Origin of the sequence: Herbaspirillum sp. C7C2 (genome assembly GCF_022627865.1) — a bacterium.
Classification (GTDB): domain Bacteria; phylum Pseudomonadota; class Gammaproteobacteria; order Burkholderiales; family Burkholderiaceae_D; genus Herbaspirillum; species Herbaspirillum frisingense.
Genome location: NZ_JABXGI010000001.1, coordinates 712,822 through 726,036, shown reverse-complemented (window position 1 = coordinate 726,036; position 13,215 = coordinate 712,822). Strand labels below are relative to the sequence as shown.

The following is a 13,215-nucleotide window of genomic DNA, read 5'->3' as shown; positions in this document are numbered from 1 at the left end:
TCCCGGTCACATGCCAAAAACAGGGACCGGAGGAGTTAAAATGCCCTGACATCCGGCCTGCCTTCCCCGCCCAGGGACAGCAGGCCGGTTGAGTCGAATAACCCGAGGCAACATGATGACTAACGGCGCGTTGAAACTGGACCGGATCGATCTGAGGATTTTGTGTCACCTGCAGGAAAATAGCCGCATTACCAATGTGATCCTGGCCGACGCCGTCGGCCTGTCCCCCAGCCCCTGCCTGATCCGCGTCAAGCGCCTGGAAAAAGCCGGCTACATCAGCGGCTACGGCGCCTACATCCGCCTGGAAAAACTGGCCGACGTGCAGATCGTGTTCACCGAGGTGACGCTGTCGGACCACCGCCGCGAAGACTTCGCCAAGTTCGAGTCCTATATCCGCAATGTCGACGAGATCATCGAATGCCACCTGGTCAGCGGGGGTTACGACTACCTGCTCAAGTTCATGACCCGCAGCGTGGTGCATTACCAGAGCGTGATCGAGTCGCTGCTGGAGCAGAACCTGCGCATTGAAAAGTATTTCAGCTACATCGTCATCAAGTCACCCTTCATCAAGCATCACTACCCGCTGGAAAAGTTCATCCAGACCTGATCCGGACTGAAGCCAGGGGGGGATGGGGCATGGGCCGGAGGCTCCGTGCCGCTCCTTTCCGCTCCTTTCCGCTCCTTGCCGCCCTCTGCAGCCTTCCTTCTGTCTTCCCGCCGCCCTCCCCCGTCCGCTGCCCGCCCTGTTTAGCTGCGCGGGCCGCATCTCCATCAAATCTCCACAAAAATCCCGAACAAATTCCAGTTTTGGTCAGCAAACTGACCTTTACTTTTGTAAAGAGCTGCCGTTAATGTGGCGAACGCTGACGATTTGTCAGTGTTTCCAGATTACAAGAAGAATTCGATATTGTTCAGGGGTCAACATGGCAACTTCCACCGGGTCCATCTCCACGTCGGCCGGTCCGCTCGATGTGGCGACCTTGGTCAACCAGCTCATTTCGGTTGAAAGCAAGTCGCGGCTCACGCCGCTGAAAAACAAGGAAACCGGCTTCAACACGCTCATTTCGGCCTACGGGACGCTGAAGAACGCGCTGTCGACCTATCAGAGCGCCCTCAAGGGGATGACCTCGGCCACCTTCAGCGCCCAGAAGACCACCCTGACCAACGCCGGTACCGGCACGGGCCTCACCACCGATCCGCTCACGGCCGAGACCAACACCGATGAATCGACCAAGGTACTGGCGCAGAAGCTGAAGTCGGGCGGCTATGCCACCGGCACCACCTTCAATGCCGGCGATTCGGTCGCCATCAAGGTGGGCAGCAACCAGCCCACCTTCATCACGCTCAAGGCCAATGCCACGCTGGCCGGCGTGCGCGATGCGATCAATGCCTCCAAGGCCGGGGTTACGGCGTCGATCACCACCGACGGCAGCGGCGACCACCTGGTGCTGGAATCCAATACCGGCGGCACCGCCAATACCATCAAGATCACCGCCAACAACACCCTCTCGGGGCTGAGCTACGATCCGGCCTCCAGCACGCCGGGCAGCGTGACCCAGGTGCAGGCGCCGCGCGACGCGGCCAAGGCGGCGTCGGGCTCGTACAGCCTGGCGGTGAACCAGCTGGCGCAAGCGGTCAAGGTCAGCTCGGCCGGCATCGCCCCGGGCAGCACCTTCGACAATGGCGTGCTGGCCATCAAGACCGGCAACGGCTCGACCGTGCTGATCCAGCCCAAGACCAATACCCTGGCCGGTGTGCGTGATGCCATCAACGCCAGCGAAGCGGGCGTGAGCGCCTCCATCGTCAGCGATGGCACCAATGACCACCTGGTGCTGACCGCCAAGGATAGCGGCGCGGCCAACACCCTGCGGGTCAGCGGTACCGGCTCGTTTGCGCCGTTCGCCTTCGATCCCAGCGGCACCGTCACCACCCCGGGCGTGACGGCTGGCCAGACCTTCACCACTGGCGCGCTGGCACTGCAGGTGGGCAACAAGTCTTTCAACATCACCCCGACCGATCTGGACGCCAGTGGCGACATCCGTCTCAATGACGTGATGAAGGCCATCAACGACGCCAACACCGGCGTGACAGCCAGCATCACCACCAGCGGCGGCAAGGAGCAGCTGGTGCTCACCCCGACCGGCAGCGACGCGGTCAAGCTGACCGGCAGCAATGATTACGCCGGCCTCACCGGCAGCAGCATGGGCCAGCTGGCCAAGGCGCAGGATGCGCGGATGACCATCGACGGCGTGGTCGTGACCAGCACCAGCAACAAGGTCACCAACGTGATCTCGGGGGTGACGCTGAACCTGAGCAAGGTTACCAATGCCACCGACAATTTCACACTGGCCATTTCCAATGACACCAGCGGCCTGACCACCGCCGCCAATACCTTCGTCAACGCCTACAACACGCTGGCCAAGGCGGTGACCAACCTGACCAAGCAAACCCCGTCCACCACCAAGGGCGAGGCCAATACCGGCTCGCCGCTGGCCTCGGAATCGTCGGTGCTGAACATGATGGCGCAGATCCGCAGCACCATGCTGGGGGCGCTGGGGGAAGGCGGGGGGATGAACCTGTCGCAGGTCGGCATCTCCTTCCAGAAGGACGGCACGCTGGCGCTGGATTCGACCAAGCTGACCACGGCTGCCAACAAGGACTTCGAGGGCATCAGCAAGCTCTTCACCGCCACGGGCGGCGTGGTCACCAAGCTGCAGACGGTGATGGATGGCATCCTGAAGGAAGGTGGCACGCTGGCCACCAAGACCAAGGGCCTGCAGGCCAGCCTGAAGATCGTCACGGACCAGCAGACGGCGGCCAATTCGCGCCTGCAGGACCTGAAGGATAACTACACCAACCAGTTCAATCGTCTGAACGTCACGCTGGCGACGATGCAGGCAAGGCAAAGCTATCTGACCCAGCAGTTGACCAAGCTGTCGAAGTCGTCCTGAGCCCGAAGCTCGGGTCGATCGCCGGTAACAACACCACAGGCCGCAGCGCGCCCTCCGCTGCGGCCTGTGGTTTTTGCGGAAGTCGCTATACTGGGGGCCTTTCCGGTTTCCTGAAGACCGGGACATCACAGCGATAACAACGATCAGGAGACATCGTGGATACCCCCAAGTATTTGGAAGATTTCCAGCCCGGCCAGGTTTTCCGTTCACCCGCCACGTTGACCGTGGATGCCGAGGCCATCAAGCAGTTCGCCACCCAGTTCGATCCCCAGCCCTTCCACCTGGATGACGCTGCCGCCCAGCAGACCTTCTTTCGTGGACTGGCGGCCAGCGGCTGGCATACCGCCGCGCTGACCATGCGCCTGCTGGTCGATACGCTCCACATCCAGGGCGGCATCATCGGCGCCGGCTTCGACGAATTCCGCTGGCCACGGCCCACCCGCCCCGGCGACGTGCTGCGGCTGGAGGCCGAAGTGCTGGGTATCAAGACCTCGCAATCGCGCCCCCTGCAGGGTTTTCTCAACCATCGCGTGACCACCTACAACCAGCACGACGAAGCCGTGCTGATCATGACCGGCAACCTGCTGGTGCCGCGCCGCAGCTAAGCCTGGCCCAGTTCAGGCGGCGTCCGGCTGGCGTGCCGGATGCGCCTGTTCGAAGGCCGGCAAGACATTGCAGGCAGCCTCGATGGCGCATAGCGTCGGATAGGGTGCCATGTCGACCTCGAAGCGGCGCGCATTGAATATCTGCGGCACCAGGAAGCAATCGGCCATGGTCGGCGCATCGCCCACGCAGAAGTGGCCGCGCGTGGTGTCGGCGGCCAGTTGCTGCTCCAGCGCGGCAAAGCCTAACTTGATCCAGTGCTGGATCCAGGCGTTCTTCTGGGTTTCATCGACGTTGAGCTGGTGCTTGAGGTAACGCAGCACGCGCAGGTTGTTCAGGGGATGGATTTCACAGGCGATGGCCAGCGACAGCTCGCGGATGCGGGCACGCGTGAAGGCATCGCCGGGCAGCAGCGAGGGCGTGGGATAGCGCTCTTCCAGATACTCCAGGATCGCCATCGACTGCCTCAGCAGTTGCCCCTGGTCGGCCAGCACCGGCACCAGCGCATGCGGGTTCAGTTGCGTGAAGGCCGGCAGCAACTGCTCGCCACCCTGGTTGAGCAGGTGCACCGCCGCCGTCTCGTAGGTCACGCCCTTGAGATTGAGGGCAATGCGCACGCGGTAGGAGGCCGAGCTGCGGAAATAGCTGTACAGGGTAGTCATCCTCTTCCTTTCATCCTTCCTTGGAAACCAGGCGCATCAGGCCAGGCTGCGCGCCGGGAGCACGGTGCCGGCGGCTTCGCCGAACCCGATCGTGGGCAAGCCGTCGCGACGGGCGGCAGCACGCAGGATGATGGTGTCGCCATCTTCCAGGAACACGCGACGTTCACCGTTGGCCAAGGTGATGGGCGCCTTGCCGCCGGCGCTCAGTTCCAGCAGCGAGCCGGCTTCGTCAGCCTGCGCACCGGACAAGGTGCCGGTACCCAGGAAATCGCCGGGCCGCAGGTTGCAGCCGTTGACCGTGTGGTGCGCCACCAGTTGCGCCACGGTCCAGTAGGCGTCGCGGTAGTTGGACAGCGACAGGCGCTGCGGGGCGGTGCCGGCCTCACGCATGGCGGCGGTCTGGATCAGCACTTCCAGCTGCAGGTCGAAGGCGCCGCTCTCGCGCAGGGTGGGGGCATCCAGGTAGGGCAGCGGCTGCGGATCGTCGGCCGGACGGGTCCAGGCGCAACGATACGGGGCCAGTGCTTCCAGCGTGACAATCCAGGGCGAGATGGTGGAGGCGAAGCTCTTCGACAGGAAGGGGCCGAGCGGCTGGTATTCCCAGGCCTGCACGTCGCGTGCCGACCAGTCATTGAGGAGGCACAGGCCGAACACCTTGTCTTCGGCCTGGCTCATCGGCACCGGTTCGCCCAGGGCATTGCCACCGCCGATGAAGATGCCCATTTCCAGTTCGTAGTCCAGGCGCTTGCAGGGTCCGAAGCTGGGCGTTTCAGCATCCGGCGCCTTGGTCTGGCCGACCGGGCGGCGGAATTGCTGGCCCGAGACCGCAATCGACGAAGCACGACCGTGGTAGCCGATCGGCACCCACTTGTAGTTGGGCAACAGCGGGTTGTCCGGACGGAAGAGCTTGCCCACCGAGGTGGCGTGGTGGATGGAGGTATAGAAGTCGGTGTAGTCGCCGATGGCGGCCGGCACGTCGTAGCGGGCCTGGGCCTGCGGCACCAGGCAGCCCGCCAGTTCGGTCTGGTGCGGCGAACCGCTGCGCAGCAGGCGCGACAGCGCCAGGCGCAACGCCGACCAGGCTGTCGGGGTCAAGGCCATCAGGGCATTGAGCGTGCTACCGCTGCAGGCCGCGTGGGCGGCCTGGCGCGTGGCTTCGTCAAAGCCGGAGAAGGCACCGGCCGCCTGCGCCGCCGGCAGGTCCAGGATCTGGTCACCGATGGCCACGCCTGCACGGAAGCTTTCTTCACTTGCGGCGCGACGGAACACACCATAAGGCAGGTTCTGGATCGGGAATGGGCAGCCGTCGGTATTGGCGCTCTCGACCCAGCTGCGCAGCTCGGTGTCGTGGGTTTCGTTCAGTTTCAGGCTAGGCAGGCTCATGCGCGCTCCGGGTTGAAGTTCTTCTGGATCCCCAGCCAGCAATCCTGGTAGTCGCGCTGCAGGGTCGGCGACGCCAGGGCATGGCGGGTGGGGCAAAGGATGTTGCGGGTCTCGAACATGAAGGCCATGGTGTGATCGACCTTGTTCGGCTGGCTGGTATCGATGCGGCTGGCCTTCTCGAAGGTGGCCGCGTCCGGTCCGTGGCCGCTCATGCAATTATGCAGGCTGCCGCCGCCGGGGACAAAGCCGCCGCCTTCCTTGGCGTCGTACTGGCCGGTGATCAGGCCCATGTATTCGCTGGCCACGTTGCGGTGGAACCAGGGCGGGCGGAAGGTATTCTCGGCGGCCAGCCAGCGCGGCGGGAAGATCACGAAGTCGATGGTATCCACGCCCGGGGTATCGCTCTGCGACTGCAGCACCAGGAAGATCGAGGGATCGGGATGGTCGTAGCTGATCGAGCCGATGGTGTTGAAGTGGCGCAGGTCGTACTTGTAGGGCGCGTAGTTGCCGTGCCAGGCCACCACGTCCAGCGGCGAATGGCCGATCTTCGCCTGCCACAGGTTGCCGCCGAACTTGGCGATCAACTGGAAATCCCCCTCGCGATCTTCGTACCAGGCATGGGGCGTTGCGAAATCACGCGGATTGGCCAGCCCGTTGGACCCCAGCGGCCCCAGATCCGGCAGGCGCAGCAATGCGCCAAAGTTCTCGCAGACGTAACCGCGTGCCTCGCCGTCCGGCAGCCGCACCTGGAAGCGCAGGCCACGCGGGATGACGGCGATTTCCTGCGGCTCGATGTCGATCACGCCCAGTTCGGTACGCAACTGCAGGCGGCCCTGTTGCGGCACGATCAGCAGCTCACCATCGGCCGAATAGAAGAAGCGGTCGGTCATCGAGCAATTGGCCGCGTACAGGTGGATGGCGCAACCGTTCTGGGCCTGCGGCGAGCCGTTGCCGGCCATCGTGACCAGCCCCTCGATGAAATCGGTGGGGACGGTGGGCATGGGCTGCGGGTCCCAGCGCAACTGGTTCGGCGGCGCTGCCACGTCATCGAAGTGGCTTACCAGCAGGCCGCGCTCCATTGGGGCAAAGGGTTCATGTACCGCCGCCGGGCGGATACGGTACAGCCAGGAGCGGCGATTGTGACCACGGGGGGCGGTGAAGGCGGTACCTGAAATCTGTTCGGCATAGAGACCATAGGCCACCTTCTGCGGCGAATTGCGGTGCGCCGGCAAGGCGCCGGGCAAGGCCTCGGTCTCGAACTCATTGCCGAAGCCGGACTGGTAGCCACGGGTATGGACGTGGTGACTGACGGCGGAATCGGTGACGGTAGTCATGCGGAAACTCCTCGGGAAGTACGATGCAGGCGCGCAATGGTCAGCGCCGAAATCAGGGCCGGCACGGCGGCGGCGATGAAGAGCGAACCATTGCTCCATTGCAGGGCGATCAGCTGGCCGCCGATCACCGGGCCCACCACCGAGCCGATGCGACCGATACCGAGCGCCCAGCCGATGCCGGTGGAACGCAAGGTGGTCGGATAGTAGGTCCCGGCCAGGGCATTGACCGCCGGCTGGCCGCCGACGATGCAGAAGCCAGCCACGATCACCGCCACGAACAGCAGTGCCGGCAGGGCCGCCACCTTGCCGATCATGGCAATCGAGACGCAGGCCAGCAGGAAGCAGACACCCAGCACCCGGGTAAATCCATAGCGATTGATGAAGCGCCCCAGGGTCAGGGTGCCGATCACGCCGCCCACCTGTAGCGAGGTGCCGATCAGTACGGCCATGCTGGTGGAATAGCCGGCGTCATGGATTAGTGTGGGCAGCCAGTTGGAGAGGAAATAGAGGTTGATCAGGTTCATGAAGCTGATCAGCCACAGCAACACGGTCACGCCGGCGCGACCATCACGGAACAGCGCCGCCACCGGCATGCCCTCGGCCTTGGCTTCCTTGACCACCACCTCGGTGCGCTCATCGATGACGATGGATGGATCGAGCTTGCGCAGCCAGCGTGCTACCTGCGCCTGCGGACGGCGATGCAGTACCAGGAACTGGATCGATTCCGGCAGCCAGACCAGCATGACCAGGCCCAGCACCAGCGGCACCGCGCCGCCGACCCAGAACACCGCATGCCAGCCGTGCGCCGGAATCAATGCGGCGCTGACGAAGCCGCCAGCGGCAGCGCCCACGGTGAAGCCACAGGAGACCAGCATCATGCGCGTGACCCGGGACGAGGATGGACTGAATTCCCCCACCAGCGCCATGGCATTGGGCATGATGCTACCCAGGCCGAAACCGGTGATGAAGCGCACCACCAGCAACTGGTCCAGCGTGGTCACGAGCGGCGTGGCCAGCATGCAGGCCGCGAAAAAGAGAGTGGAGACAATCAGTACCGGGCGGCGGCCATAGCGGTCGCCGACCGGCGTCAGCACCAGCGAACCCAGCAGCATGCCGAACAGGCCGGCACCGAACACCGGCCCCAGGCTGGCCTTGCTTACGCCCCAGTCGGCGATGATGGCCGGAGCCACATAGCCCATGGCCTGGACGTCGAAACCATCGATGATCAGGCACAGGCCGCACAACAGCAGCAGGCCGAACTGGAAAGTGCCGAAACGGCCCTGCTCCACCACCTGGTCCACATGGACCGTGGGGAGAGCGCCACTCGCGTGGATACTCATGTCTTGACTCCTCGTCTGTCTTTACGTTGTTTTAATTGTGTTGCCGGTCTGGCGCGCCGATGACGGCCGACAATGTCGCTCTGGATGGCGCTCTGCGTACGTCCTGCGACGTGGCCCCGATGGCTGGGGCGGCGACGTCACTGTAGTGCAATCGCCCTTCTTTTACGATATAAATACGAAAATACGATCCATTCATTTCGTGAATATTGCAGTGCACTGCAGGGCGTCCTGCGGTGTGCACGTTCCAGGCTCCAAGCTCATCCATGGCCCTCATCGAACCCCGCGACATCGATCTCAACCTGCTGGTGGTATTCCAGGAGGTCTTCCAGGAACGCCAGATTTCCTCGGTAGCGCGCCGCCTGGGCCTGTCGCAGCCGGCCGTCAGCAATGCGCTGGCGCGGCTGCGGCGCAGCTTCGGTGATGAACTCTTCGTGCGCACCGCGCAGGGCATGCAACCCACGCCGTTCGCAGACCAGCTGGCCGAGCCGGTCGCTGCGGCACTGCAACAGGTGGCGCGGGCTCTCAACCTGCAGGAAGGTTTCTCCCCGCAAAGTAGCGAGCGCCGCTTTACCATCGCCATGACCGATGTCGGCGAGGTCTATTTCATGCCCCGGCTGATCGAGGCCTGCGCCACGCTAGCGCCGGGGGTGAGCGTGAGCACGGTGCGCGCCGGCGCCGTCGATCTCAAGAGCGAGATGGAAGCCGGCCGGGTGGACCTGGCCATCGGCGCCTTCGACAACCTGTCCGAGGCACTGTACCAGCGGCGGCTGTTCCGCCAGGACTACGTCAGCATGTTTCGCATCGGCCATGCGCTGGACCGGCGCGGCGAGGTCAGCCTCAAGGAATTCCTGGCGGCCGAACACCTGATGGTGTCGTCGCTGGAGAGCCCCTATGACCGTATCAACCAGAATCTGGAAAAGGCCGGTATCCTGCAAAGCCTGCGCTTTCGCGTGCCGCATTTCACGGCCGTACCCTACATCGTCAGCACCACCGATCTGGTCGTGACCGTGCCGCGCAAGCTGGCCGAGAGCGCGGCCATGCCGTTCGGACTGCGCTACATCAAACCGCCGCTGCGACTACCGGCGCTGCAGACCAACATGTTCTGGCATCGCCGCTACAATCAGGACGAGGGCAATGTCTGGCTGCGCAATCTGATTTCAGAGCAGTTCGCCGAATAACAGGAAACAGGGCCGCAAGAGGCCAGGGGAGGAAGACCATGCACATCTATCGCGACTACGACCGCGAAGCGCTGGACCTGCAGTATTACGTGCGCCTGCACATTCCGGATTTCCAGGACTACTTCGACCGTTTCGCCCGTGAAGCGCTGGCCGCGCGTGAGGCCCACCCCCACCTGGCCGATGTGCCCTACGGCGAGGATGCGCTGCAGACCCTGGATTTCTTTCCCGGACGCAGCAATGGCCGCCCACTGCTGGTGTTCATCCACGGCGGCTACTGGCGCTCTCTGGACAAGCACCAGTTCAGCCAGCTCGCCCTGCCCTACCTGGCGCAGGACATCAATGTAGCGCTGATCAATTACCGCCTGGCACCCCAGGTGCGCATGGGTGACATCGCCGCCGACTGTGGTCGGGCGCTGCGCATGCTGCACGCCAAGGCCGGCGCGCTGCGCTTCGATCCGGAGGCGATCTGGCTCATGGGCCACTCGGCCGGCGCCCATCTGGCCGCGCTGATCGCCTCGCTGGGCGCAGCCCCGGTACGCGGCGTCTGCGGTCTTTCCGGCATCTACGACCTGGAGCCGGTGCGCCTGTCCTACGTCAACGAATCCCTGCACCTGTCCCCGTCCGACGCCCTGCAGGCCAGCCCGCTGCAACTGGACCTGCCGCAAGGTGCGCAGGCAGTGCTGAGCGTGGGTGGACAGGAGACGGAAGAATTCCTGCGCCAGAATGCCACCTACGCCGCCAAGCTGCGCCAGTCGGGTCATGCGGTGGAAACCGTGGCGCTACCGCAGATACATCACCTGAGCATCGTGGACGTGGCGGCCGATGCCGGGAGTGTGTTGACGCGGACGATGATCAAAATGATGCTGGAGTGAGCCGACGCAAGCTTGCCGCCGGCAAGTCTTTCATCCTCAGATATCAATAAGAATCATTTTCATCTGCTCTATAATAGCGGGCTGATCCGCCCAGCCCGTCCGGGCGGTCATTGACGCGCCGGCCGTTTCACTGGCCTGGCAGACAAGATCAACAAGGCGCTCCCCGCGCCTGTCACCGCCCTACTGATACATGTTCAAGAAGATCTGGTTCCAGCTCCACTGGTTCATCGGCATCACCGCCGGCACCCTGTTGATGACCATCGGCGTGACCGGTGCGCTGCTGGCTTTCCGCGAAGAAATCATGGAGGCCTTGAGCCCCGGCGTGATGCACGTGCAAGTGCGCCAGCAGGCCACGCTGACACCGCAGCAGATGCTGGAGCGGCTGCGCGATGCCGAACCGCAGCGCCGGGTCACCACCCTGACCCTGTCGGCCGAGCCGGGCGCTTCGGTGCGTGTGGTCTTCGCACCGCCGCCGGGCGAACGACGCGGGCAGGCGCGCTATGCCGATCCCTATACCGGAGCACTGTTGCCACCGGTGACTGGCGCGGAGTTCTTCGAGATCATCGAGCGCTTCCACCGCTGGCTGCTGCTGCCCACCGAGATCGGCAAGATCGTCCTGGGGACGCTGGCACTGTCGCTGCTGACCCTGGCACTGTCCGGGCTGTACCTGCGCTGGCCGCGCCGGCCCTTGTCGCTGCGGGCCTGGCTGCGGCTGGATTTCCAGCTGCAGGGACGCTCCTTCCTGTGGAACCTGCACTCGGTCATCGGTACCTGGTCGCTGGTGATGTACGTGATCTTCGCCACCACCGGCGCCTACTGGGCGCTGGACTGGTTCAAGGACGGCGTCAACACGCTGGCCGGCGAGAGCCGCCGTGCGCCCATGCAGCGCGGCGAAGGCAAGAAGAAGGAAGCGGCTGCAGCCCCCGTGCCGCTAGATCTGACCCTGGCCTGGAACAGCTTCCTGACCCAGGCCCCCGATTACCAGAATGCCCAGTTGCGCCTGCCCGAGCAGGGTACGCAGCCTGTGCAGATCTTCTTCCTCAGTCACGACGCGCCGCATGAGCGTGCGCGCAGCCGCATGGTGGTGGCACCGCAGACCGGCGAAGTGCGGCAACTGGAGCGCTACCAAGACAAGAGCCGCGGCGGGCGCTTCATCGCCGCCATCTATCCGCTGCACATGGGGACCTACTTCGGCCTGCCGGGTCGCATCATCATGGCCATTGCCAGCCTGATGATGCCGTTGTTCGGCATTTCCGGCTGGATGCTCTACCTGGATCGGCGCCGCAAGAAGGCCGCGCTGCGTGCCGAGCGGGCCAGCATCGACAGTGGCGAGGCGGCCAGCGTCACCGGCGGCGAACCGGTGCTGGTGGCCCATGCCTCGCAGACCGGCCAGGCCGAGCGCATCGCCCTGCATACCGCTGCCGGACTGCGCAAGAGCGGCGTGCCGGTGACCCTGCTGCCGCTGGCGCAGGTCACCCCGGAAATCCTGCGTCACCATCGTCGCCTCCTCGTCATCGCCAGCACCTTCGGCGAAGGCGACGCCCCCGACAGCGCACGCGGCGTCGAGAAGCGCCTGCGCCAGGCCGCCGGGCAATCGCTGTCGCATGTGCAGTACGCGGTCCTGGCCCTGGGAGACCGCCATTACACCCAGTTCTGCGGCTTCGGTCACACGCTTGATCACGGCCTGCGTCAGTGCGGTGCCAAGCCGATGTTCCCGCTGGTGGAAGTGGATCGCATGGATGGTGAGGCGCTACGCAAATGGGAGAGCGAACTGGCCGCACATGGTCTGCAAGCCGCGGTCAGCGATATCCTGCCGACCCATGCACCGGCCTGGCAGACCTGGACGCTCACGCGCCGTGTACTGATGAATCCGGGCAGCCAGGGCGCACCCCTGTATCACCTGGAACTGCAGCCGCAGGACGGCACCCTGCCCGCCTGGCAAGCCGGCGCGCTGGTGGAAATCCTGCCGCGTCATGCGCCGGACCGCATCGCCCTGCTCTTGCAACGCCTGCAACTGGACGGCGCCACTCCGGTGCGTCACCAGGGCCAATCCTGCACGCTGGCGCTAGCGCTGTCATGCAGCGTGCTGCCGCAGCATGCCGTGGCCGACGCTCAGGGCCTGGTCGATACGCTGCAGCCCCTGACGCCCCGCTCCTATTCGGCAGCCTCGGTGACCGAGGATGGCGCCCTGCACCTGCTGGTGCGCCAGGTGCAGCATGAGGACGGCCTGGGCCTGGCTTCCGGCTGGCTGACCGAATTCGCGCCGCTGCAGTCTGCATTGCAGCTGCGCCTGGTGCACAACGCCGGCTTCGCGCCGCCACCGCCGCAGGCGCCGGCGATCTTCATCGGCAACGGCTCCGGCATGGCCGGTCTGCGCGGCCACCTGCTGGCGCGCATCCACGCCGGGCAGACACGCAACTGGCTGCTCTTCGGCGAACGCAACGAGGCGCACGATTTCCTCTACCGCGAACAACTGCAGCAGTGGCTGGCACAAGGTCAGCTCACGCGCCTGGACCTGGCCTTCTCGCGTGACCAGCCCGAGCGCATCTATGTTCAGGACCGCCTGCGCGAGGCGGCTGCCGAACTGCGCCACTGGCTGGATCAGGGTGCGGTGCTGTACGTCTGCGGTAGCCTGGAAGGCATGGCTGCCGGGGTCGATGCGGTGCTCACCGCCGTCCTGGGCGAGGCCGGCCTGCAGGACCTGATCGAACAGAACCGCTACCGCCGCGACGTCTACTGATCCCCTTCAGGATGGGCCGACCGGCCCATCCTTGCCCTCTCCCTGCGCAGATACGATGCAATAGCGCGGTCATCCCCGGCCTGCCCTGTAGGCAGCCCCCGCTTTCCGCTGTAGGACAGTTCCGATTCGCGCTTCCCGCTGCGCCATCGCGC

Annotated in this window: 10 protein-coding genes; 6 read left to right on the top strand and 4 right to left on the bottom strand. The window is 64.7% G+C overall.

All coding sequences use genetic code 11. The features are described 5' to 3' along the window. Positions 1-112: 112 nt before the first annotated feature. The 3 genes from HWE04_RS03305 to HWE04_RS03295 all read left to right on the top strand — a co-directional run bounded on the left by HWE04_RS03305 (position 113) and on the right by HWE04_RS03295 (position 3,556). Positions 113-607 carry an Lrp/AsnC family transcriptional regulator gene (locus HWE04_RS03305; protein ID WP_081626852.1) on the top strand — a complete coding sequence of 165 codons (495 nt, stop codon included), beginning with the start codon at positions 113-115 and terminating at the stop codon, positions 605-607. Positions 608-923: 316 nt separating this feature from the next. Continuing rightward, positions 924-2,951: a flagellar filament capping protein FliD gene (gene fliD / locus HWE04_RS03300; protein ID WP_241811480.1), complete on the top strand. Its 2,028-nt coding sequence runs from the start codon at positions 924-926 to the stop codon at positions 2,949-2,951. A gap of 155 nt (positions 2,952-3,106) precedes the next feature. After that, positions 3,107-3,556, top strand: a complete 450-nt coding sequence (locus tag HWE04_RS03295) for a MaoC family dehydratase (RefSeq protein ID WP_006463802.1) — start codon at positions 3,107-3,109, stop codon at positions 3,554-3,556. 12 nt (positions 3,557-3,568) lie between these two features. On the opposite strand, the gene maiA is transcribed toward HWE04_RS03295, so the two are convergent. From maiA to HWE04_RS03275, 4 genes are read right to left on the bottom strand one after another with little or no spacing between them, the layout of a single operon-like run. After that, a complete protein-coding gene (maiA, locus tag HWE04_RS03290; RefSeq protein WP_241811479.1) occupies positions 3,569-4,216 on the bottom strand; it encodes a maleylacetoacetate isomerase in 648 nt (215 codons plus the stop codon). A gap of 36 nt (positions 4,217-4,252) precedes the next feature. Further along, positions 4,253-5,599, bottom strand: coding sequence for a fumarylacetoacetase (gene fahA / locus HWE04_RS03285; RefSeq protein WP_241811478.1), 1,347 nt, complete (start codon positions 5,597-5,599; stop codon positions 4,253-4,255). Then, positions 5,596-6,933: a homogentisate 1,2-dioxygenase gene (gene hmgA / locus HWE04_RS03280; protein WP_077236586.1), complete on the bottom strand. Its 1,338-nt coding sequence runs from the start codon at positions 6,931-6,933 to the stop codon at positions 5,596-5,598. The genes fahA and hmgA overlap by 4 nt, the downstream gene beginning before the upstream one ends. Beyond that, positions 6,930-8,273 carry an MFS transporter gene (locus tag HWE04_RS03275; RefSeq protein WP_241811477.1) on the bottom strand — a complete coding sequence of 448 codons (1,344 nt, stop codon included), beginning with the start codon at positions 8,271-8,273 and terminating at the stop codon, positions 6,930-6,932. The genes hmgA and HWE04_RS03275 overlap by 4 nt, the downstream gene beginning before the upstream one ends. 263 nt (positions 8,274-8,536) lie before the next feature. Between HWE04_RS03275 and HWE04_RS03270 the strand changes: the two genes are divergently transcribed. The 3 genes from HWE04_RS03270 (at position 8,537) to HWE04_RS03260 (ending at position 13,063) form a co-directional block, all read left to right on the top strand. Beyond that, on the top strand, positions 8,537-9,451 hold the full coding sequence (locus HWE04_RS03270; protein ID WP_102663130.1) for a LysR substrate-binding domain-containing protein: 915 nt from the start codon (positions 8,537-8,539) through the stop codon (positions 9,449-9,451). Between the two features lie 38 nt (positions 9,452-9,489). Further along, the gene (locus HWE04_RS03265; RefSeq protein ID WP_241811476.1) at positions 9,490-10,323 is read left to right on the top strand and encodes an alpha/beta hydrolase; all 834 of its coding nucleotides are present in this window, start codon (positions 9,490-9,492) and stop codon (positions 10,321-10,323) included. Positions 10,324-10,513: 190 nt separating this feature from the next. Continuing rightward, positions 10,514-13,063 carry a PepSY domain-containing protein gene (locus HWE04_RS03260; protein WP_241811475.1) on the top strand — a complete coding sequence of 850 codons (2,550 nt, stop codon included), beginning with the start codon at positions 10,514-10,516 and terminating at the stop codon, positions 13,061-13,063. Positions 13,064-13,215: the final 152 nt, after the last annotated feature.

What these genes read in the sequence shown, in the direction of transcription:
- HWE04_RS03305 (WP_081626852.1), top strand. Translation starts at nt 113, where the DNA reads ATGATGACTAACGGCGCGTTGAAACTGGACCGGATCGATCTGAGGATT.
- fliD (WP_241811480.1), top strand. Translation starts at nt 924, where the DNA reads ATGGCAACTTCCACCGGGTCCATCTCCACGTCGGCCGGTCCGCTCGAT.
- maiA (WP_241811479.1), bottom strand. Translation starts at nt 4,216, where the DNA reads ATGACTACCCTGTACAGCTATTTCCGCAGCTCGGCCTCCTACCGCGTG.
- fahA (WP_241811478.1), bottom strand. Translation starts at nt 5,599, where the DNA reads ATGAGCCTGCCTAGCCTGAAACTGAACGAAACCCACGACACCGAGCTG.
- hmgA (WP_077236586.1), bottom strand. Translation starts at nt 6,933, where the DNA reads ATGACTACCGTCACCGATTCCGCCGTCAGTCACCACGTCCATACCCGT.
- HWE04_RS03275 (WP_241811477.1), bottom strand. Translation starts at nt 8,273, where the DNA reads ATGAGTATCCACGCGAGTGGCGCTCTCCCCACGGTCCATGTGGACCAG.
- HWE04_RS03270 (WP_102663130.1), top strand. Translation starts at nt 8,537, where the DNA reads ATGGCCCTCATCGAACCCCGCGACATCGATCTCAACCTGCTGGTGGTA.
- HWE04_RS03265 (WP_241811476.1), top strand. Translation starts at nt 9,490, where the DNA reads ATGCACATCTATCGCGACTACGACCGCGAAGCGCTGGACCTGCAGTAT.
- HWE04_RS03260 (WP_241811475.1), top strand. Translation starts at nt 10,514, where the DNA reads ATGTTCAAGAAGATCTGGTTCCAGCTCCACTGGTTCATCGGCATCACC.